The organism is Paenibacillus sp. OAE614 (genome assembly GCF_040546645.1).
Lineage (GTDB): Bacteria > Bacillota > Bacilli > Paenibacillales > Paenibacillaceae > Paenibacillus_AQ > Paenibacillus_AQ favisporus.
In genome coordinates, this window is record NZ_JBEPOD010000001.1 from 843872 (window position 1) to 865885 (window position 22014).

The 22014-nt window shown below is 48.5% G+C and carries 19 protein-coding genes and 1 tRNA gene; 16 read left to right on the plus strand and 4 right to left on the minus strand.

What is annotated here, in order from left to right; genetic code table 11:
• The first annotated feature begins 125 nt into the window (after positions 1-125).
• The gene (locus ABIE48_RS04415) at positions 126-551 is read left to right on the plus strand and encodes a hypothetical protein (RefSeq protein WP_076170462.1); all 426 of its coding nucleotides are present in this window, start codon (positions 126-128) and stop codon (positions 549-551) included.
• A gap of 233 nt (positions 552-784) precedes the next feature.
• Positions 785-1660, plus strand: coding sequence for an SDR family oxidoreductase (locus ABIE48_RS04420; protein WP_076170461.1), 876 nt, complete (start codon positions 785-787; stop codon positions 1658-1660).
• A gap of 179 nt (positions 1661-1839) precedes the next feature.
• Here ABIE48_RS04420 and yfbR read toward each other — a convergent pair whose 3' ends face one another.
• Positions 1840-2499, minus strand: coding sequence for a 5'-deoxynucleotidase (yfbR, locus tag ABIE48_RS04425; protein ID WP_192716596.1), 660 nt, complete (start codon positions 2497-2499; stop codon positions 1840-1842).
• A 243-nt stretch (positions 2500-2742) separates the two neighbouring features.
• Between yfbR and pnpS the strand changes: the two genes are divergently transcribed.
• The 10 genes from pnpS (at position 2743) to ABIE48_RS04475 (ending at position 14295) form a co-directional block, all read left to right on the plus strand.
• Positions 2743-4548, plus strand: coding sequence for a two-component system histidine kinase PnpS (pnpS, locus tag ABIE48_RS04430; RefSeq protein ID WP_192716597.1), 1806 nt, complete (start codon positions 2743-2745; stop codon positions 4546-4548).
• Positions 4549-4713: 165 nt separating this feature from the next.
• Entirely contained in the window at positions 4714-5448 is a 735-nt protein-coding gene (locus ABIE48_RS04435) for a response regulator transcription factor (RefSeq protein ID WP_076170458.1), read from the plus strand.
• Positions 5449-5603: 155 nt separating this feature from the next.
• Positions 5604-6794: a methyl-accepting chemotaxis protein gene (locus tag ABIE48_RS04440; protein WP_192716598.1), complete on the plus strand. Its 1191-nt coding sequence runs from the start codon at positions 5604-5606 to the stop codon at positions 6792-6794.
• 145 nt (positions 6795-6939) lie between these two features.
• Entirely contained in the window at positions 6940-7695 is a 756-nt protein-coding gene (gene pstB / locus ABIE48_RS04445; RefSeq protein WP_076170457.1) for a phosphate ABC transporter ATP-binding protein PstB, read from the plus strand.
• 49 nt (positions 7696-7744) lie between these two features.
• Positions 7745-8404 carry a phosphate signaling complex protein PhoU gene (gene phoU, locus ABIE48_RS04450; protein WP_116232271.1) on the plus strand — a complete coding sequence of 220 codons (660 nt, stop codon included), beginning with the start codon at positions 7745-7747 and terminating at the stop codon, positions 8402-8404.
• Positions 8405-8583: 179 nt separating this feature from the next.
• On the plus strand, positions 8584-11250 hold the full coding sequence (polA, locus tag ABIE48_RS04455; protein WP_192716599.1) for a DNA polymerase I: 2667 nt from the start codon (positions 8584-8586) through the stop codon (positions 11248-11250).
• Between the two features lie 128 nt (positions 11251-11378).
• Positions 11379-12212, plus strand: coding sequence for a DNA-formamidopyrimidine glycosylase (mutM, locus tag ABIE48_RS04460; protein ID WP_192716600.1), 834 nt, complete (start codon positions 11379-11381; stop codon positions 12210-12212).
• Between the two features lie 141 nt (positions 12213-12353).
• Positions 12354-13124: a manganese efflux pump gene (locus ABIE48_RS04465; RefSeq protein ID WP_116232274.1), complete on the plus strand. Its 771-nt coding sequence runs from the start codon at positions 12354-12356 to the stop codon at positions 13122-13124.
• 14 nt (positions 13125-13138) lie between these two features.
• A complete protein-coding gene (coaE, locus tag ABIE48_RS04470; protein ID WP_145025258.1) occupies positions 13139-13735 on the plus strand; it encodes a dephospho-CoA kinase in 597 nt (198 codons plus the stop codon).
• Entirely contained in the window at positions 13732-14295 is a 564-nt protein-coding gene (locus ABIE48_RS04475) for a lytic transglycosylase domain-containing protein (RefSeq protein ID WP_076170451.1), read from the plus strand. The genes coaE and ABIE48_RS04475 overlap by 4 nt, the downstream gene beginning before the upstream one ends.
• A gap of 91 nt (positions 14296-14386) precedes the next feature.
• On the opposite strand, the gene ABIE48_RS04480 is transcribed toward ABIE48_RS04475, so the two are convergent.
• On the minus strand, positions 14387-14605 hold the full coding sequence (locus tag ABIE48_RS04480; RefSeq protein ID WP_076170450.1) for an alpha/beta-type small acid-soluble spore protein: 219 nt from the start codon (positions 14603-14605) through the stop codon (positions 14387-14389).
• A gap of 214 nt (positions 14606-14819) precedes the next feature.
• Here ABIE48_RS04480 and nrdR point away from each other — a divergent pair, with 214 nt between their 5' ends.
• Both nrdR and ABIE48_RS04490 read left to right on the plus strand, forming a co-directional pair.
• Entirely contained in the window at positions 14820-15287 is a 468-nt protein-coding gene (gene nrdR / locus ABIE48_RS04485) for a transcriptional regulator NrdR (RefSeq protein WP_076170449.1), read from the plus strand.
• 243 nt (positions 15288-15530) lie between these two features.
• Positions 15531-15603 (plus strand) — tRNA-Ala (locus ABIE48_RS04490).
• Between the two features lie 163 nt (positions 15604-15766).
• Here ABIE48_RS04490 and ABIE48_RS04495 read toward each other — a convergent pair.
• Positions 15767-16945 carry a tyrosine-type recombinase/integrase gene (locus ABIE48_RS04495; RefSeq protein ID WP_192716601.1) on the minus strand — a complete coding sequence of 393 codons (1179 nt, stop codon included), beginning with the start codon at positions 16943-16945 and terminating at the stop codon, positions 15767-15769.
• A gap of 842 nt (positions 16946-17787) precedes the next feature.
• Positions 17788-17937, minus strand: a complete 150-nt coding sequence (locus tag ABIE48_RS04500) for a hypothetical protein (protein ID WP_192716602.1) — start codon at positions 17935-17937, stop codon at positions 17788-17790.
• Between the two features lie 190 nt (positions 17938-18127).
• Between ABIE48_RS04500 and ABIE48_RS04505 the strand changes: the two genes are divergently transcribed.
• A complete protein-coding gene (locus ABIE48_RS04505; RefSeq protein ID WP_192716603.1) occupies positions 18128-19162 on the plus strand; it encodes a hypothetical protein in 1035 nt (344 codons plus the stop codon).
• 980 nt (positions 19163-20142) lie between these two features.
• Entirely contained in the window at positions 20143-21906 is a 1764-nt protein-coding gene (locus tag ABIE48_RS04510; protein ID WP_192716604.1) for an ABC transporter ATP-binding protein, read from the plus strand.
• Positions 21907-22014: the final 108 nt, after the last annotated feature.

Consider the following 22014-nt stretch of genomic DNA (forward strand, 5'->3'; position numbering starts at 1 on the left):
TCGTGTCCAAACTTTGAACAAGAAAACCTCTAATGTGTGACAACCATGGAGGTTTTCTTTTCTTTTCAAAGGTTTATAAGTATAATGAATGTTATGGAAACACAAGCACGCGGGGAGGAAATGGAATGACCACTGTGATGTTTTTCGTACATATTTTGGGAGCGTTGGCTCTCGGATTCTATCTGGTTCTGCCATTCGTTGTAGGTAAAGTGGCCGGTTTGTCACTCCCTGCTCAGGAAGGCAGCGCGGCAGCGATCCGCAGCCTCAATACGTTTGCTCAGGTAGGCCTTGTGATCCAGCTGCTGACAGGCGGCTATCTGATGAGCCAAGGCGACTATTCCGTGCCGTGGATGATCATTATTGTCATCCTGCTGCTGGCGCTCGGCGCAATCAGCGGAATCATGGGCAAGCCGCTCCGTCTGGCGATCAAGGGCATTCAGGAAAAAAGGGATATTTCCGTAGAAATGGGGAAAATTCGTACGCTCAGCGCCCTGCTGGCGATCTGCCTGTTGATCATGACTTTCTTCATGGTCTACAACCACATTATTTAAGTAATAGGTTCTAACGTTTGAAGATGACTCCGCATTGCGGGGTCATCTTTTTTTTGAGAATAATGACCATGGGCTGCTTTTTCTTGATGGAGAGCGGTCTTCTGCTGTTTAACTCCGGGGGCGATGTGGTAAGTATCAACGGTAGAGAATAATCCATCCGTCATATGCCATCCTAATACGGAATGTGATGGCATGTGCACCGATGAAACCCATCCGTGAAAGGAGAATGAATGATGTCAGGAAATTCGCAATCGCAATCTAAACAGACTTTGCCTCCTCAGCATCAGAATCATCAGCCGGGGACGGAATCGGAAATGAACCCTCTACCGAAATACGAGCCCAAGGATTACAAAGCCGCGGGCAAGCTGCAGGGCAAAAAGGCGATCATCACCGGCGGCGACAGCGGAATCGGCCGTGCGGTGGCCGTAGCTTTCGCTAAAGAAGGTGCCGATATCGCGATCGTATACCTGAATGAGCATGGGGACGCCGAAGAAACGAAGCGCCAGATCGAGCAGGAAGGACGCAAATGCCTGCTGATCCCTGGCGATATCGGAGACGAGTCTTTCTGCAAAAACGCCGTCAACCAGTCGGTACAGGAGCTGGGCGGACTGGATATTCTAATCAACAACGCGGCGGAGCAGCATCCGCAGCAGAAAATTGAGGACATTACGAAGGAGCAGCTCGAAAAGACGTTCCGTACGAACATTTTTGGCATGTTCTTTATGACCAAGATGGCGATGCCGTATCTGAAGAATGGCAGCGCGATCGTCAACACGGCCTCTATTACGGCCTATAAAGGCAATCCGACGCTGATCGATTACTCCTCGACGAAGGGCGCAATCGTCAGCTTCACGCGCGCGCTGTCCATGAACGTGGTGGAGAAGGGCATCCGGGTGAACGCGGTTGCTCCGGGGCCGATCTGGACCCCGCTCATTCCGTCCACGTTCGACGCTCAGCAGGTGAGCCAGTTTGGCGCGTCGCAGCCGATGAAGCGTCCGGGTCAGCCGGAAGAGCTGGCGCCGGCCTATGTCTATTTGGCGTCGGATGACTCGTCTTATGTCAGCGGACAGGTGATCCACGTGAACGGCGGCGAAGTCGTAAACGGCTAAGCCGAGCGGAACGTTAAAAAAGGGCAGCGATGCCTTGAAACGTCTGGCAGCCGCAGCCTGTATTTGGATCGGTTGTTATCCATAGGGATTGACTTCAAGCATCCCTTGAACAAAAGGTTGTACCCGGAGTCTCTTTTTCCGGGTACAACCTTTTTTGGTGGTGGTGTCAGAGGGCCGCTTCATTCCGGACTGCTACCGTGATTTCCATCGTCGGCAGTGTCGGCTGGATTACTGCCGCCTTCATCGTCGGCGGACAGCTCATCCAGCGACATTTCGAAGCTCGGCGCCATATTTTCCAGGAAATAATCCGCCTCGGCGAGCTTCATCTGGCGGATCTTCGCCAGTGTCTGCTCCTTGGCGGCGGCGAATTCCCGGTTGCCTGCGGCAACCTCGCGCGTGCACTTCAGGTACGCGTCCAGCCGGTCGGCGGCTTTGACATAGAGCAGCAGCTCGGACTCCTGTTCATCCACCGTATCCGGATGAAGGAGGGGGCCGTAGACCGCCTGCAGCTCCGGAGGCACCATGCCGGCGAGGCGCTCCGCGGCGATCTGCTCCATCTCGCGGAAGCTTCCGAGGAGCCGCGGGTTGTTATGCTTCACCGGCGTGGCGATGTCGCCGGTGAACACCTCCGCCGCGTCGTGAAACAAGGCGAGGGACGCGGCACGGTCCGCGTTGAGCTTGCGCCCGAAGAAGACGTTGCCGATATGGCAGAGCATATGTGCGAGCAGAGCGACGTGATACGAGTGCTCCGCCACATTTTCCGGCGAGGTGCTGCGCATCAGGCTCCAGCGCTGGATATACTGCAGACGGTACATGTAAGCGGAAAAATGATAGTTCAACGTTCGGTTCTCCTTTCGAAGCTGGATAGATTGAACTCAAGATTTGCATTAGACTTCCTGTTGTAAAGGCCCAGCAGAGGCCTATAATTTCATTTTTTTTGTTCATCCTATCTGGATAATCCTATTATATCCGGGAAGAGGCACCCCGGAACAGGGCTGTCCATTTTCCACTGGTCAAAGGGCGGGATTCACGTTAGGATTAGGAATAGAAAAGAGGAAACTTGAGGATAAAGGAAGGGACCCATGAAACCTTTTCGGATCAGATTGACGCTGATTCTTATGGTGATGATCGGCGTATCCATGCTCGGGGCAGGCATCACGATGGCCCAGGTGTTCAAGAAATCGCATATTACGGGACTTGAAGAGAATATGGTCCGCGAAATAAAACTGCTCAGCACGACGTTTGACTTTATGCCGATGCAGGGGGCGGATGCGGTCAGCTATTATACCGGCGAAGCCGGGAAGCTCGGCAAGCTGACGGAAGCGCGGGTGACCTTTATTAAAAGGGACGGCACCGTGGTCGGCGATTCGGAGAGCAATCCGCTGGAGATGGACAACCACAGAAAGCGGGAGGAGGTTGTGACGGCTTCGAAAGAAGGGGTGGGGCACGCCATCCGTTACAGCGATACGCTCCGTCAGAATATGCTGTATGTGGCGGTGCCGGTGACTTCCGGCGAGAATTTCGACGGCTTCATCCGGCTGTCGGTCAGCCTGAAATCCGTCGATGAGGGTGTCCGGAACGGCTGGATGGTCATGGCCGTCGGCCTTGTGATCCTGTTTGCCGCGGCTGCCTTGATCAGCTACCGCATCGCATCCGGGATGACATCGCCGCTGGAGAAGATCACCCGGGTGGCCAGACGCATTTCGCAGCAGGATTACGACGCCCGCGTCGACCTGCGCAGAAAGGACGAAATCGGCCTTTTGGGCAAGGCGATCAACGGGATGGCCGACAGTCTGCAGACACAGCTCAAAACGATCCAGGACAATGAGGATCTGCTGCAGAGCGTGCTCGACAATATGACCGGAGGCATTCTGCTTGTGGATGCCGAAGGGAAGATCGCGCTGGTGAATCCGGCTGCCGAGAATATGCTGAGCGTGAGTGCCCAGAACATTACCGGCCGCTCTTATGATGAGCTGAAGCAGTACTACGAACTGACGAAGCTGATCAAGGAAGGGATCTCCGAGCGCATCGAAATCCACGAGGAGCGGAAGGTCTACATTCCGCAGGAAACGATCCTCCGCATGGACGGGGTCCCGATGTTCCGGGAGCAAAGCGGCAAAGAGTTCAGCGGCATGCTGTTTCTGCTGCAGGACGTTACCGCGATCCGCAGGCTGGAGAATATGCGCAGCGAATTTGTGGCCAATGTGTCCCATGAGCTCAAGACGCCGGTGGCGGCGGTCAAGGGCTTTGCCGAAACCCTGCTGAACGGCGGCGTCAATGACGAGAAAACAGCCAAGTCGTTTTTACAGATCATTTTCGATGAAAGCGAGCGGCTGAACCGTCTGATCAGCGATATATTGGATTTGTCGAAAATCGAATCGAAGCAGTCGCCGATGGATTACGCTCCCGTCGACGTGTCCACGTTCTTTGGGACGATGATGGAGACGCTCGGCACGGTCGCCAGGAAAAAAAGGATCACGCTGCAGACGGACATTCCGGATGAATTGTTTATCGAAGCGGATGAGGACAAGCTTCGGCAGATTTTTATCAATCTGCTCTCGAACGCGATCAGCTATACCCAGGATGGCGGTAGAGTCGAGCTGTCCGTACGCGATCAGCAGGACGCCGACGGGAACGAACAAGTCGTATTCGCCGTTTCCGATACCGGCATCGGCATTCCGAAGAAGGACCTGCCGCGGATCTTCGAACGCTTTTACCGGGTGGATAAGGCAAGATCGAGAAGCTCGGGAGGAACCGGGCTGGGGCTTTCGATCGTGAAGCATCTGGTTGAACTCCATCACGGAGCGATTTCCGTGGAAAGCGAGCTCGGCATCGGCACCACGTTTACCGTTAAGCTTCCGATGCTTCAGGAACCGGACGGATTGTAAACGGGGGAAATGGAATATTCCTCCTTTTCGTTAGAGACAATAGGCTTATCTTTTCGAAAAAGGTAAACATTATGTATTCTTTTACACAGCGTTAACAATCAGATGATAAGATGTTGCTTGTCAGCATTCATTCATTTGATACAAGAAACAGGGGGACCGGTGAATATGACTCAACGATTGTTGGTAATCGAGGATGAGCCGACGCTCGCCAGATTACTTTCGTACAACTTGACGCAGGAAGGCTACGATGTCACGATTGAAGACCACGGCACGTCCGGGTACGAGCGGGCCGCCCATGAGCCTTACGACCTCATTATTTTGGATTTGATGCTGCCGGGAATGAATGGATTTGACATTTTGAGCAAACTCCGCAGCAAGGGAATGGAGACGCCGGTGATTATTTTGACGGCCAAAAACGCGGAGGAAGAGGTCGTGCAGGGCCTTAAGCTGGGCGCCGACGACTACATTACGAAACCGTTCGGGGTCTCGGAGCTGCTGGCGCGCGTAAGCACAGTGCTTCGCAGAGTGTCCGGTCCCGGAGAGGAAGCGGCGGCCGTTCCGGAATCGCCTACCTCAGCCATCACGCTCGGACAGCTGGAGATTTATCCGGAGAAATACGAGGTGATGCTGGGCAGTACCAGCATTAATCTGCGGCCGAAGGAATTTGAAGTGCTGCTGTACCTCGCCCGCAAACCCGGTGTTGTCCTGACCCGGGATGATTTGATGAACGCGGTGTGGGGCTTTGATTACATCGGGGGTCAGCGGACGGTGGATGTGCATGTCAGCTCCCTGCGCAAGAAGCTGGAACTCGACCCCGAATCCGTTCATATCGATTCCATCCGCGGCGTTGGCTATAAGCTGGTCGTCAATAAAAAAAGAAGCTCTCATCCTGTGGAATAAAAGGAGAGAGCTTCTTTTTTTGCATGCATTAGACCTAAGGAACTAGTTCTTTGATCATAGGTTTACATACAATTTACATTGTCCGCATATTCTCTTAACGCTCGGGAGGTATGATGCGGCTAAAGACTAGAGAGCCGAAGAGGGGGAGGGCCATAGTGTCCACACTGTACGCCGATCTGGAACAAAGCATTCGTGCAAATGGAAACCCAGCTCAAGAAGGTAACGCCTCCGCGCAAGGCCATACTGAAGCAAGCACGCAAGAGGGAGGGGATTCCGGGGATCGCCCCACGCCGGCGGAATACTGCCGTATGGTTCCGCTGCTGGACGCCCAGACGAGCTGCCGTGAAGTTCTGGAGCTGATCAAGGAGCAGCCGGATCTTCCCTGCGTGGTCATCGGAGGGAAAGAGGGCGAGCCGTATGGGCTGGTCATGCGGGACACCTTTTACCGGAAGCTGACCGGCCGGTTCGGTGCCGATCTGTATTTTGCCCGTCCGGTGGAGAGATTTGCGGATATGCAGCCCCTGATCGCCGACATTGGAGCCGATCCCGGACTGCTGATCCAGCAGGCGCTGGACCGACCCGAATCCCAATTTTATGACTGTGTCATTTTGACGGAACACGGGCAGCTGGCAGGTGTGTTGACGGTCCTGGATTTGATGATCATGTCGGGCCTGCTCCAGACGGGGGCTGAGCAGCGGCGCAGGCAGACGGTAGCGGAGAGCTTCAGACATGTCACCGGGATGGAGGAATCGCTGCAGCAGGTAGCGGAGGCGGCGAACGCTACGCTGATAGAATGCCGCCAGATGAAAGAATGGTCGCTGTACGGACGCAGCAAGCTGGATGAGGTCAGCCAGTCCTATTCCAATGTGGTAGAGCGGATGAACGCCAACCAGCATCAGGTTGCCCGGCTGATCCAGGATGTCGACACGATCTCGGCATTAAACCGGAGCATTTCGGAGCTGGCGGATAAAAGCAACCTGCTGGCCATGAACGCATCGATCGAGGCGGCGCATGCCGGCGAACACGGACGCGGCTTCCAGGTCGTCGCTGCTGAAGTCAGATCGCTGGCAGGACAGACACGGCAGCTGGCGGCGGATATTTCCGGACTGCTCGGAAGCATCAGCCGGCTGGCAAAGGAAACGGGAGCTTTAACCACGGCCGGAGTGGGCGAGATCACGGCCAGCGCGGAGCTGCTAGGCGAAGGAAGCCGGATGTTCGGTGAGCTGGAAAAGGCGGTCGAGCATGTAGAGGGGACCGGCGAAACCGTGAACCGGTTGGCGGGAGATACGGCCATGCGGGCCGCCGTCATCAGGCAGGAACTGGAAAAGGGAAGTTCTTTTGCTTAATATTGGATCTGCTAGTTTACACATTTTACACTGCGTTTACAATTGTGGGACACAGTATTTACATAACGGCATTACTATAGATAGGTGCCATATAGATGAACTGAACTTCATAGACCCTTTTTGAAAAAAGGAGAAGCGATTGTAAATGGAAGATATTATCGATATTGAGCAGTTGAACTTGTACTACGAGCAGTTTCATGCGCTTAAAAATATAGACCTGGACATTCCCGAGAAAACGATTACTGCCTTTATCGGCCCTTCCGGATGCGGCAAGTCGACCCTGCTGCGGACGCTGAACCGGATGAATGACATGATCACAGGCACGCATATCGAAGGCTCCGTCAAAATCGGTGGCAAAGATATTTACGGCAATGACGTGCACGTGGAAGCTCTTCGCAAGCAGGTGGGCATGGTGTTCCAGCAGCCGAACCCGTTCCCCAAATCGATTTACGACAATATTGCCTACGGCCCCCGTCTGCACGGCACGCGCGATAAGAAGGTGCTCGACGAAATTGTGGAGCAGAGCCTGCGCCAGGCTGCGCTGTGGGAAGAGGTTAAGGATTACTTGAAGCGTTCGGCCCTCAGCCTTTCGGGCGGACAGCAGCAGCGTTTGTGCATTGCCAGAGCATTGGCGGTTCAGCCGGACATTCTTCTGATGGATGAGGCGACCTCTGCGCTCGATCCGATTTCGACACTAAAGATTGAGGAATTGGTACAGGAGCTCAAGGAGACCTATACCATCGTTATGGTTACTCACAATATGCATCAAGCTGCCCGGATTTCCGGCCGCACGGTATTTTTCCTGAACGGGGAAGTCGTCGAAGCCGACGATACCAAGGAGTTGTTTACCAACCCGCGGGACTCCCGTACCGAAGATTATATTTCCGGGCGTTTCGGGTAACCGGCAGCAAGGTGAGCATTAAATATATCCTAGGGGGAACAGGGCAGCGATGATTCGGAGAAAAGAGTTGGATCAGGATTTAGAGGTACTGCGCACGTTGCTTCGCCAGATGGGCGCGCATGTGGTGCATGCTTTGGAAGAGGCGGTTATCAGCCTGAAAACGCTCGATGCGGTGAAGGCACAGCAAATCGTCAAGGATGACGCCAAGCTGAACGCGATGGAAGAGGAAATCATGGACATCGGTTCTCGCCTGATCGTCACCCAGCAGCCGGTAGCCAAGGATTTGCGGAGAATTCTCGTGGCCTTTAAAATTTCGAGCGACCTGGAGCGCATGGGAGACCTTGCCCTGGACGTTGCCAAGGTGACGCTGCGGCTGCAGGGGCAGGAGCTGATCAAGCCGCTGATCGACATTCCACAAATGGCTGATCTGGTGCAAGTAATGATCGAGGAGTCTATTACGTCTTATTTGGACGAAAATACCGACCTTGCTTATAAAATGGCCAAGGACGACGATCAGGTGGACCAATTCTACAGCCGGATCATCACGGAATTGTACGGCTATATCGCCTCGAACCCCGAGACGCTGTCACAAGCGATGCTGCTCACACTGGTTGCCCGGTACATCGAGCGGATCGCCGATCACGCCACGAATATCGGGGAGAGCACGGTGTATCTCGTTACCGGCCGGCGTCCTGATTTGAATCAATAGCATCATCATACATGAGATCAAGGAGCTGACCCGCACAGGCGGGAAGCTCCTTTTTTGTCGTAAAGGAATTGTCAGAAATTACGCTTAGGAGATTTGCGGTTAAACGGCCTAATTTTTTCTCGAAAAGGGGCGTGTATGGTATCATAAATGAAGGACGTTTGATAAAGGGAAGGTGCCCAATGAACAAGCTGATTTTGATAGATGGAAACAGTATTATTTACCGCGCATTTTTCGCAATGCCCCCGCTGACGAACACCAAGGGTCTGCATACGAATGCTGTGTACGGATTTACGAATATGCTTCTGCGTTTGATCGAAGACCATAAGCCGACGCACATGATGGTTGCGTTTGACGCCGGAAAAACGACGTTCCGCCACGAGGGCTACCAGGAATACAAGGGCGGAAGGGAAAAGACGCCGCCGGAGCTGTCGGAACAGTTCCCGCTGCTCAAGGAGCTGCTGCAGAGCTTTGGCATCGCCCAATATGAGCTGAGCGGTTATGAGGCGGACGATATCATCGGGACCGTCTCCCGCATCGCCGAGGAGGAAGGGCAGCAAATTCTCGTCGTGACCGGGGACAAGGATATGCTGCAGCTGGCTTCGGACCATGTTCAGGTGGGCCTGACACGCAAAGGGGTAACGGAAATCGAAACCTACGCACCTGAGCAGATCAAGGAGCGTTACGGACTGACCCCGCTTCAAATCATTGACCTGAAGGGCCTCATGGGGGACCCGTCGGATAACATCCCGGGAATTCCGGGCGTCGGCGAGAAGACAGCGCTCAAGCTGCTGCACCAATTTGGATCGGTCGAGGAAGTGCTGGCCAATACGGCCGAGCTGAAGGGGAAGATGAAGGAAAAGATCGAAACCCATTCGGATGACGCCGTTCTCAGCAAGAAGCTGGCGACCATTTACCGCGAGGTGCCGCTGGACAAGTCGTTTAACGAGATGGTATTCCCGGGCTTGAAGGAAGAAACGGCAGGGCCTGCGCTCGCCAAGCTGGAATTCAAATCGCTGCTGGAGCGGTTGTCCTTCCATGCGGACGGTAACACGCACTCGGATGAGGAGCAGGCCAAGGCTGCTGAACGGGAGATCGAGGTCACTGTCGTTGACGGCGAAAATGCGGACGAGCTGGTCGCTGCATTGGACGCCGTGCAGCTTATTCATGTCGAGACCAGCGGAGAGAACCCGCATCACGCCGACGTGATCGGAGTCATTTTCTCCGCCGAGCCGAAGCATTACTACGTTCCGTTCGAGCGAATGAACGAGTCTTGGGCGGAGCCGCTGCGGACGTGGCTGGGGAACCCGGATGTTCCGAAACGGGGATATGACCTGCACCGCACGGATCTGGCGCTTCACTGGAAGGGAATCGCGTTTGCCGGGGCGTCGTTTGATGTGCAGCTGGCCGCGTATTTGCTCGATCCGACGGAAGCCAACCAGAATGTCAACGCACTTGCATCCAAATACGGGCTGACGGTGCTGGCGGCGGATGAGGACGTATTCGGCAAGGGCGCAAAATACAAGGTGCCGGAGCTGGACGTGCTGAGCGGGCATCTGGCCCGGAAGAGCGCCGCGCTGCTGGAGATCATTCCGCTTCAGGAGAAGGAGCTTGCGGACAATGAGATGAGCTCGCTGTTCCATGACCTGGAGATGCCGCTGTCGCGGATTTTGGCGGACATGGAGAAGCAGGGCATCGCGGTCAACAAGGACGATCTGAAGGCGCTCGGAACGGAATTCGAGTCCCAGATCAAGTCGCTGGTCGAGCAGATTTATGAAATTGCAGGCACCGAGTTCAACCTCAACTCGCCGAAGCAGCTGGGAGAGATTCTGTTCGTCAAGCTGGGCCTGCCTGTTGTGAAAAAGACCAAGACCGGCTATTCCACTGACGCCGAAGTGCTGGAGAAACTTGCACCGTATCACGATGTCGTACGCCTGATTTTGCAGTACCGGACCATCGCCAAGCTTCAGTCGACGTATGTGGAAGGCCTGCTGAAGGAAATTTCGGAGGAAACGGGCAAGGTGCACACGTATTACCGCCAGACGATTGCGGCTACAGGGCGCCTAAGCAGCCAGTTCCCGAACCTGCAGAACATTCCGATCCGCCTGGAAGAAGGACGGAAAATCCGCAAGGTGTTCGTGCCATCCGAACCGGGCTGGTACATTCTGGCCGCCGACTACTCGCAGATCGAGCTGCGGGTGCTGGCCCATATCTCTGGGGACGAAGGCCTGAAGGAAGCCTTCCTGCACGATATGGACATCCATACGAAGACGGCCATGGACGTGTTCGGTGTTAAAGCCGAAGACGTTGACGCCAATATGCGCCGGTCCGCCAAAGCGGTTAACTTCGGTATCGTGTACGGCATCAGCGACTATGGTCTGTCCCAGAACCTGAACATTACCCGGAAGGAAGCGGCCCAATTTATCGATCAATACTTCGACGCCTTCCAGGGTGTTCGCAAATATATGGACGATATCGTCAGAGACGCCAAGCGCGACGGTTATGTCACCACGCTGCTGGAGCGCAGACGGTATTTGCCGGAAATCAATGCGAGCAACTTTAATCTGCGTTCCTTCGCCGAGCGGACGGCGATGAACACGCCGATCCAAGGCACTGCCGCCGATATCATTAAGCTGGCTATGGTTCAGATGGATGCGGCGCTGGCCAAAGAGAAGCTGAAGAGCCGCATGCTGCTTCAGGTGCATGACGAATTGGTATTCGAAGTCCCTGAGGACGAGCTGGAGCTCATGAAAAAACTGGTGCCGGAGACGATGGAGCATGCGCTGGCCCTGTCCGTACCGCTCAAAGCCGAAGTGAGCTACGGAGTCAATTGGTACGAGGCGAAATAAAGGGCTCCGTAAGCGCCCGTAATCAGGTTTTTACGGGGGCCCCGCGGAGTACTTGAGCAGGCTTCGAAGAAAAAGCGCCGCTTTGTGGGGTTGTCTTACGCTATAATAGAGGTTGAGGTGAAGTCATCATGCCGGAATTGCCGGAAGTCGAAACAGTCAAAAGAACACTCAATCAGCTCGTGAAGGGCAAAGTGATTGACCGCGTTAGTGTGAACTTGGCGCGGATCATTCAGCGCCCCGATGATATAGATCAGTTTGCGTGGATGCTGGCCGGACACACCATTGAAGGTGTGGAGCGGCGCGGCAAATTTTTGCGGATCCTGCTGGACGGGCTCGTGCTCGTCTCCCATTTGCGGATGGAGGGACGGTACGGGGTATACCAGAGCAGCGATCCGGTGGAAAAGCATACGCATGTCATTTTCCACTTTACCGACGGCACCGAGCTGCGGTACAAGGATGTGCGGCAGTTCGGAACGATGCATTTGTTCCAGCCCGGAGAGGAATTCCAGCTTCCCCCGCTCTCCAAGCTGGGATTGGAGCCGCTGGATCCGGCGTTTACGCTGGAACGTTTCAAAGAAACGCTGAAGGGGAAGAAGACCAAAATCAAGGCTGTCCTGCTCAACCAGGCATATATCGTCGGCATCGGGAATATTTATGTGGATGAGTCGCTGTTTCGGGCGGGCATTCACCCCGAGCAGCCGGCCGATACGCTGACGGATGGGCAGCTCGAAGCGCTCCATCAGGCGATTGTAGCCACGCTCGCCGAGTCGGTTGAGGTGGGGGGATCGTCCATCAAGTCTTATGTCAATGGACAAGGTGAGATGGGTATGTTCCAGCACCAGCTGAAGATTTACGGCCGGCAGAACCAGCCGTGCGTAAATTGCGGGACCGCGGTGGAGAAAACGGTCGTTGGCGGGCGCGGAACCCATTTCTGCCCTTCCTGCCAAACCCTGAAATCGTAACAATTCGAACTGGGCGTGCACCCCTTTTTTGTACCCTCCATATACTGAGGTAGAGATATCTTATGAAGCGGGGCTTCCGAATGCCTGATCCATACTGCAGGCTTTTTCGGGGCACCGCTTCTGTCACAGGGAGGGAACGGGGTGCTCAGTCATGTTCTTGCACTGCTGCTGCTTGCGTTAGCATTAAGTTTGGACAGTTTTGGTGTCGGCATTACATACGGCCTTCGTCAAATGAGGATTTCGCCGTTATCGATAGCGATTATTTCTTTATGCTCCGGGGTCATCATCTATGTGTCCATGCAGGTGGGTGTGCTGCTGGCCCAATTCGTATCCCCTTCGATCGCCTCCATCATTGGAGCGGTCATCCTGATCATTATGGGCTCTTGGTCGCTTGTACAGATGTGGATCCAGAAGGAGAAGAGCGGGGAAGGCAAAGAAGTCTTGGAAGCCAAAGACGCAGAGGTCGCCAAGCAGGCTAAAGACGCCCAAACCAGCGGGATAGGGGGGCATGGCTTGCAAAGCTCCGGCGGAGAAGGTACACTGGACCCTGCCCAGCATGAAGCACCTGAACAGACGGTGTTTTCACTGGAAATCCGGAAGCTGGGCGTCGTGATCCGTATTTTGCGGACGCCGTCTTCCGCTGATATGGATAAGTCGGGCAGCATCTCCGGATGGGAGGCCATGTGGCTTGGTATCGCCTTATCCCTGGATGCGTTCGGCGCGGGTCTAGGCGCGGCATTGCTCGGATTTTCGCCGCTGCTGACCGCCGTCGTGATCGCTCTCTTCAGCGGCACCTTTTTGGTCGTCGGAATGAAGACGGGTCTGCGCTTTGCGTCCCGAACGTGGATGCGCCGGTTTACGGTGCTGCCGGCAATATTATTAATTGTAATGGGAATAATGAAGCTGTTATGAGGTGAGTTAAGGATATGAACATCGGGTTAACCGGAGGAATAGCGACAGGAAAAAGTACCGTATCCGCCCTCTTAGTCAGCAAGGGGGCGCTGCTTGTTGACGCCGACGTCATCGCCCGGGAAGTCATGCTCCCGGGTCATCCGGTTTTGGCGGCGGCCGTTGAGCATTTTGGACAAGCCATCCTCCTTCCGGACGGAACGCTGGACCGCAGACGCTTGGGGGATATCGTGTTTCGCGATCCCGGCGAGCGCAAAGCTCTGAACGATATTACGCATCCTGCGATCCGTCAGGAGATCAGGGAGCAGATGCAGACCTTTGAACGGGAGCACCCGGACCGCCTGGTGGTGGTGGACATCCCGCTCCTGTTTGAATCGGGTTTGGAAGCGATGTTTGAGCAGGTCCTGCTGGTCTATGCCCCGTTCGAGGTTCAGGTGGTACGCCTGATGGAGAGGAACCGGCTGACGAAGGATGAAGCGGTCGCGCGGATTCGTTCCCAAATGGATATCGAAGAGAAGAAGAAGCGGGCCGACGTTGTGATCGACAACAGTGGACAACCTTCCGAGACGGAGCGCCAAGTGGATGAATTTTGGAACCGGAAGGGCCTGCTATGAAGTTTTTACGCAAAAAAAGAGTGCTTCTTCTGTTGTTCTTAGGATTTGTCGTCATCCTGTTTTTTAATACGAACTGGATGTCGTGGTTTTACCCGATTCATTATAAAGAGAACATTCGTGAGCAGGCTGAGCGTTATGACGTCGACCCGTTCCTGGTGGCTTCGATTATCCGGGTGGAATCCAATTACAAGCTGGGCAAGGAGTCCAAGAAAGGGGCTCTCGGCTTGATGCAGCTAATGCCGGATACGGCCAATTGGGCGATGGAAAAGGCCAAGCTTCCCGAGGTGACGCTGGACCATATTAAGCATGAGCCGGAGGCCAGCATCGAAATCGGCACCTGGTATCTCAAAACGCTGTCGGAGCAGTTTAAAGGAAACCGGATTGCCGTCATCGCCGCATACAACGCGGGGCCTGGTAAAGTGGATGGTTGGCTGAAAAGAGGCGTATGGGACGGGACCTACGACTCGGTCAAAAATATTCCCATTGGGGAAACCCGGCACTACGTTCAGCGGGTCATTTATTACTACAATCAGTACACGCGGATTTACAGCGAGTTTTAAAGGAAGCACTGTTCAATCGCTAAACATAACAAAAGAAGCATTGGAGAAGCTAGGTTAGCGTCTCCAACACTTCTTCGGGTATCAAACCGAATTAGAATTGACCAGCCAGTTGTTGTTCAGCCAGGGTCACCAAACGTTTAGTGATAAGTCCCCCGATCGAACCGTTCTCATATGCAGTCATGTTGCCTTGGTATCCGTCTTGTGGGATGCTGATACCCAGTTCTTGAGCGACTTCATATTTCAATTGGTTCAGGGCTGCGGTAGCTTTAGGTACTACCAGGTTGTTGGAGCTGTTGTTGTTGGAAGCCATTGTTGTTCACCTCCTCGCTGTTTGTAAATGTATTATGTCTCGAAGCTCAAAAGTTCATTACTCTTTTTGAAAAGTTTTTGTTGGAAATTTAATACATTTCGGTGAGGCGGCAAGTTAATCCCTGACGGGATAAGGGTTTGCGGTATTCGGACCCTGTGAATGTTCGTGATTTTGTTCTATATACACCGTGATTTGCAAAGGAAGGGAGTTTACCATGAAATGTCCGTACTGTGATTATGCCGGCACGAAAGTGCTGGACTCACGGCCCGCTAACGAAAATAAATCGATCCGCCGCAGGCGTGAGTGTGAGAAGTGCAGCCGGCGCTTTACCACGTTTGAGATGGTGGAGGAAACGCCGCTGATGGTCATCAAGAAGGATGGAAGCCGGGAAGAGTTCAGCCGGGATAAAATCCTCCGCGGCCTGATTCGCGCCTGCGAGAAGCGCCCGGTATCCGTGGAGCAGCTCGACATGATCGTCTCCGAGGTGGAGAAATCACTGCGCAACACCGCCGTGGCGGAGGTGGAGAGTCGCCAGATCGGCGAGCTGGTGATGGAGCAGCTGTATCCCGTGGACGAGGTGGCTTATGTCCGCTTTGCGTCGGTTTACCGCCAATTTAAAGATATCAACATGTTCATGAAAGAGCTGAAGGGGCTGCTGTCCAAAAATACGGTGGAGGACTAACCGTAAGGGAGCACACTGCTTGGCCGGTCTGTACAGAGGATGGGAACCACCCGAAGAGCAAAAGGGCCTTTCATGGCTCTTTAAGGGCCCTTTTGCGTTGGTGGTGGCCATGGCATGGGAGCATAAGGCTGAACACTTGCGTGAGCTCCAAAATCTTTTTTGAATTTTATTGTTGACACATGCATAAATCTTTGATAAATTATAAGAGTCGCTGATACATAATAAATCAGTAGAAAATCATAAGGGGCCTTAGCTCAGCTGGGAGAGCGCATCGCTGGCAGCGATGAGGTCAGGGGTTCGATCCCCCTAGGCTCCATAGAAGAAAACCCTTGGGAATCAAGGGTTTTTTGTTTTTTTATTTTCAGTTTGGCTTAATAAAATTTGAAGTTGGGGACGAATTGGGGACAAATGTTAAGTTCCCTTAAAGTTACAAAATAAGTCAAGCGCTTGAAATTGGCGCTTGACTTATTTGGAATTGTTCAATTTGTGTCATTGCCTTGATGAAAAATAATTGTATTAAAAGCATTTGCAGCAAGCTTATCGGCTGACTGAAGTGCATGCCCATAAATATTCATAGTTGTTCTAATATCTGCATGTCCTAACCTGCTTGAAATTGTTTTGGCGTGGATACCTTGATTAATAAGTAACGTTGCAGATGTATGTCGTAAGTCATGAAAACGAATTGGCTTGAGTTTTTTTCTTTTGATAAAACGTCGAAGCCATGTCCCAGGAACTGTATGATAATATGGTTTGCCATTCCATGTTGAGAAAACAAAGAAGTGATTATTCATTCCTTCCCATTTATCACCTGCCTGTTCTTTGATGAGATTGGCATGATTTTGGTACTCCTTTAAATCGTTAATCAAGCCGTTTGGTACTGAAACTTTACGTATTGAATTCCTGGTCTTTGGCATCTTAATTACATTTTCACCATTGACATAACTCAGCGATTGTCTAACATCGATAACACCATCTTCAAGATTTATATGCTGCCATTCAAGGGCTAACAATTCACCCCGGCGTAAACCCGTGGTAAGGGCCAGAATTATCATAATTCTCCAATGAATTGGTTCGTCATTTAGTGCCTTTATTAAGAGGGTTACCTCATCTTCGTTATATACCTCAATATTAGATGTTGAAATTTTTGGCCGCTTTACTGATGAAACGGGGTTATCCTTAATAATCTTCCACTCAACAGCCCGATCAAGGACATCTTTCATGATTCGGTGAATGAATCGAATAGAAGTTGAAGTTAAACCACCGGTTTTACCATCCTTCCGTGCACCTTCCTGTTCAAGATCCTTTAAAAAACTGACAATATGTAATGGTTTGATTTCATTCAACTGCTTACCTCCGAATACTGGAAGGATATGGTTTTTTAACATGTGGGAGTAATTTTCAATAGTCTTAAGTTCCAAATGTTTATTAGCGTATTTATGCTTCCATTCCTCAATAAAACTGGAGAAAGTCATCTTTTCTGGGGCAATGTATTCTCCAGCTTCAACTTCAACCTGAAATTTGGCTAACTCCCTCTCTGCCTCTCTTCTCCCTGTTGCTTTAATTGTTTTAGAGCGCTTTATTCGTTTGCCTTCCGTGTCATATCCTGCTTCAACAATCAAACGATAAGAGTTTTTCCCTCTCTTTTCTATACTAGCCATGAATATCACCTCTAATAGCTTTATATAGAAAACAGTATTGTCAAATAATATAATTGGAATACCAGAAATTAATTAAGTAATATAATGAGTTTTTTATATTTTTGTCAACAAAAGAGTAGTGCCTTAAATTTAAAAACACTAACGTGCCAGGCACTTCAAGTTCATATTGTTAGAGCCTTTATAAAGATAGTGTTTTTAAAAAGAATTGGTGTCTATTCGCTAGTTGACATCAAACAATGCACAACTAATGGCTTCGTCCCTTGCATGAGGGGCGAAGCCATTAGTTGTTTTAGAGAGCAGTCACATAATGAAATACATCAAAATTCACTCCGCTTTAGATGTGCTGATGCACTTATCTCTGGAACAAGGTGGGGAATATTAAAGCGTCTCAAGTTGCTACCACAAATGTAGAGCTCTTAACTTCTCTCGCAGCCAATTACAAATGGTTCTTGCCGTCCCAATGGTTGAGAAATTGATTAGTAAATAACAAGGCATGTTATTCAAGAGAAGTTTCAGAAACAAGGAACAGGATTTAAGGCGATGATGCAGCAATCAGCCACTCTTCTGTGTTACTTACACTTTGGCAAGCACGTTAGGTTTGGAGAGTAACTAGACATTTGATAATTGCGAAGGGAACAAGTCTGTACGGATTTCTGTTAAATTGTAATTTGGTATCCAATATGTATTTTGTCGATGCACCTGATGCAGCAGCTTATCACATGTACTCATTCCCGTGTGTAATAATAAGGATTCGATTCGATGATAAGATACGTATTTTGTTCTTATTAATGTTATAGTAGAAACTCAGTGAAAAGTGATTTATATGTGATAGAAGTAAATAATTACATATTGTAGAGGGAATTCAATTTGCGTGAGTCGTTTGAAATGAAAGAAATAGGCAAGCGTTCTTTAGATTCTTTTTTAAGAAAAATAGGACTACCTTGGATAATATACAAAGTGACTTCCCCTATTGGGGTTTCTGGTTTGGTCATTTGAATACCTTCCCAAATTTCGGGTTTGCTCAGAAAATCTTGTCGCTCAAGGGATCAGATTATTCGAAATTATAAAAGTTAATATCAAATACAAATCGTTAACTTCCAATATTTTATTCTAATGTGTCCTTATGTTAAATTCGATATAAACATCATTTAATAACCTTTACAAAAAGGAGAATTGATAAGGATGGATTTTAAGGTACTGCCTATTGCGAACCCTCCAATATCTTCTTATGCTAATCATGCTTTTTACTTGTCAGTTTTATCCTGCTCGGATGACTATTTGGGGTGGTTTTTTAGTAATTATATTCAGTTGAAGTGTGTTGATTATAGGCGAGGTAGTATTTGGTTTGACTTTTATACACTTGATCCTGCATATCATTATAATCCTCTTCTAACGACTACCAGTCAAGTGCTTCAACGGGAAATGCTCAGTATAAGCGAAATTGATATAGTAGATTTTATTATTAATTGTATCGATGCAGATTTCTATGTTCACATTAATATAGATGAGTCTTACATACCACAATCTCCGAGATATAAACAGAGTCCATTTTTTCATCCAGTATTTATATATGGTTACAATAGGTTAAAACGTAGTTTTAATGTTAGTGGATTTTTTAATAATTATAAATATGAATCTGTTCTTGTTGATTTTGACCTTGTTAAACAGGGGTATACCAATGCAAAGCCTGATCATAATAATCTATGGATTAATCGTTTGCAATTATACAAAAAAAACCCATCATCAAGTTATGAATTTGACATAAACTGTGTTATCGAGGGGTTGAAAGAATATCATGGTTCAATTCCTTCTGATCAAAAAATTAGACATTTTGAAAAACCAGACCAAGAAGCTTTTTTTGGATTAAAAACATATGAATATTTAGAAGAATACTTAGATATTCATCAAAATAATACATATGGTGTTGATATTAGGCCATTTCACGTCTTGTGGGAGCATAAAAAGACAATGAATGCGAGATTGAATTATATGAATAGGTTTGGAACAGATCTTGACATTTTTATAAGTCAGTATGACTCATTAGAAAAAAGAGCTCTCGAGGTTAGAAATATGGTATTAAAGTATAACATTACTAGAGAATCTGGGATGTTAGCAAGGTTAAAGTGTTCTTTAAACAACATTTTTATTAAAGAAAAGAACATTCTTGAGGAAATGATTCCTGTGTTAGAAAGGTCAAAACATTATTTCGATAAGTAGTATAGGGTTACCCTGCAATCTGCACAACTTAAAAAACGTAGATTCTGTTTGCTTAGGAATGCAACTATAATTTGAGTCTGTAGAAATTTTTTTAGACAAGTTAGTGAGCCTTTTATGGCAATATGTAATTCTTGTTTTAAATTTTCGGCGATTATGGATATTGATATTCTTGTTCAGAATTCTTTTGCTTCATAAGATTTTATTTATAAAACTATATAGTGTTTGTGGGGGATAATAATTGTCGAAATATTTTGCTTTTCTGTCTCATACTCAAAGCCGGATCTTCTAGTATATATCAGTCATGGAGCAAAACACCGATCAATTAAATAAAAATTATTCCTCTCGAACCTGCAGGTCATGGAGCGAGTATGTGGAGAATTCCTATAACGAATTTGATGAAGTAGTCCGAGCATCGTTCAAATGATTCTTACTAAGTTGACAGGAGAATATCAGAGGTTCATAAATGAACTCTGGTGAAGAGAAATCATATTTGTTTAGAGTCCAATTATGAGATGGATTATCAATAATAACATATTGCGGAATCAGTTGTACTTGTGATTATTTAGATGCTAGATGGAGAAATAAAGAGAAATCACAACCTCTGAGATAGAATATCAATAATAACATATTGCGGTATCAGTCATACCCGTGTTTATTGAGATGCTATATGGGAAAATAAAGAAAAAATCCATAACCTCATGGATTGATTATTAGATATGTATATATTGCGTTATGCATTTGAGTTTATGATTTTGGAGATTTTGCCTGAGATTAATACTCAAAAATTACATATTTACTAATAATAAGCGAGTTAACTATACTGCTTGTATATAGTCAGAGTTTTCCAAGAGGAGGTTAGCTAATAAATGACTGCGCTTTCTTGAGATGTTCATTATATCAAATGCCTAAAATAGTTCATTTTGGCAGCGCTTTATTTTTGCTGGAGACGGGAAATAACGGAAACATAGAAGAGGTGTGGCATGAATAGACAAAGTTCTTTTACTCGGTTGTTAAAGTATATGAGAAGATATAAGTTACTATATTTTTGTTTGATCATTACAATGGTAGCGGGTACCTTTTTAGAACTCTCTGTTGCGTGGTTTTTGTCTCTTATAACAAACGCTGCTGTAAAAGGAGAAGTTGAGGCTTGGTCAAAATTGATTTTGATAGCTGTGGGAATTTTGCTTTTTATGGCCTTGAACTCATATATTGATACATACTTCAAACAAAAGGCATCTTTAAAGGTAAGAAACGACATTCGGCTAGATACATTAGATCATGCCTTAAGATTACCTCAATCGTATTACGATAAGAATCATTCAGGTGAATTGCTAGCTCGTTTTACAAGTGATAATCAAGCTGTAGGAGAAGCAAGTGGTAACATTATAATGGGTCTTCTTAAAAATCCGTTACTAGCACTTTGTGCGTTTATTTATTTATTGAACATTAATTGGCCACTCGCCTTGATTTCAATTTCAATAGGACCGCTCATGATATTGGCAGGGAAACTATTCGGTGAAGCTATGCGTAAGAAGAGCATCATTCTGCAAGAAGCAATTGGTACGGCGACCTCATTCTTGCAAGATGTATTGGGCGCCAGTGTTTTATATAAAATTTTTGGTCTAGAGAAGAAAATCTCGAAGCAATATCAACAGTATAGTACAAGGATTTCTGAAATCGAGCGGAGTCAAGGTAAAGTACAAGGGAGTGCAAATGCTATATCAGGAAGCATTGCAAGTCTCAGCTTTATTATTGCAATCCTAATTGCTGGCTTCTTTGTTGCAAAAGGGAACTTAGAAGTAGGTGCTATGCTCGCATTTGTTCAACTCATGAACTATCTAGTCCAGCCGTTTTCGCAACTACCCGCGCTTTGGTCAAATATGCAGCAAGCATTGGCTGGTGCTGAGCGGATCTTTCAAATCATTGATGCGCCTAAGGAATATGAAAAACTTCCGGAACAGGGTTGTGCAAAATCTTTTGGGTGTTTAACTGTATCTAATATTGGATTCTCTTATTCAAATTCTAAGGAAGACTTAGTTCTTAGAAACGTTCACTTTCATGTGAAAGCGGGACAGACAATAGCCATAGTAGGTGGTAGTGGGGGAGGGAAGTCTACATTATTTAAATTATTGCTTGGATTGTATTCTCCAACAAGTGGAGTGATTGAAATTGATAATAGAAATGTAGAGTCAATGAGCTTAAGGGAATATCGAGACTATTTCTCGCTTGTTCCTCAAGAAACAATTCTTTTCACAGGAACGATTAGAGATAATATTTTGGATGGTAACTTAGAGGCAGATGAGGCAAGTGTTATTGCAGCAGCAAAGAAAGCAAATGCTTATGATTTTATTATGAAATTAAGTGAAGGCTTTGATACAGCAATAGGGGAGCGTGGCAGTCGGTTGTCAGGTGGACAAAAACAAAGGATTGCCATTGCAAGAGCAATTTTACGAGATGCACCAATATTACTATTAGATGAGGCAACTGCAGCTTTAGATAATGAATCCGAGAAGATAGTACAGGATGCTATATCAAAACTAATGGTAGGAAAAACTACGCTTGTTATCGCACATCGCCTTACTACGGTTCAAAATGCAGATTTAATTTTAGTTATGGAAAACGGGAATCTTGTTGAACAAGGCACGCATGACGAGTTACTTCTAGCTGGTGGTCGATATCATTCTTTGTACTATACGCAATTAGAGGAAAATGAAGGTACTGAAAATATTATTATGGAAGCATAGCTACCATATTTGAATCGCATATTCTATAGTGGAATATTTTTTATTGTTTTTGAGTGTAATGCTTTTAAGTGCAGTACCGTCACGCTTACGACCTTGGGGGGACCTATA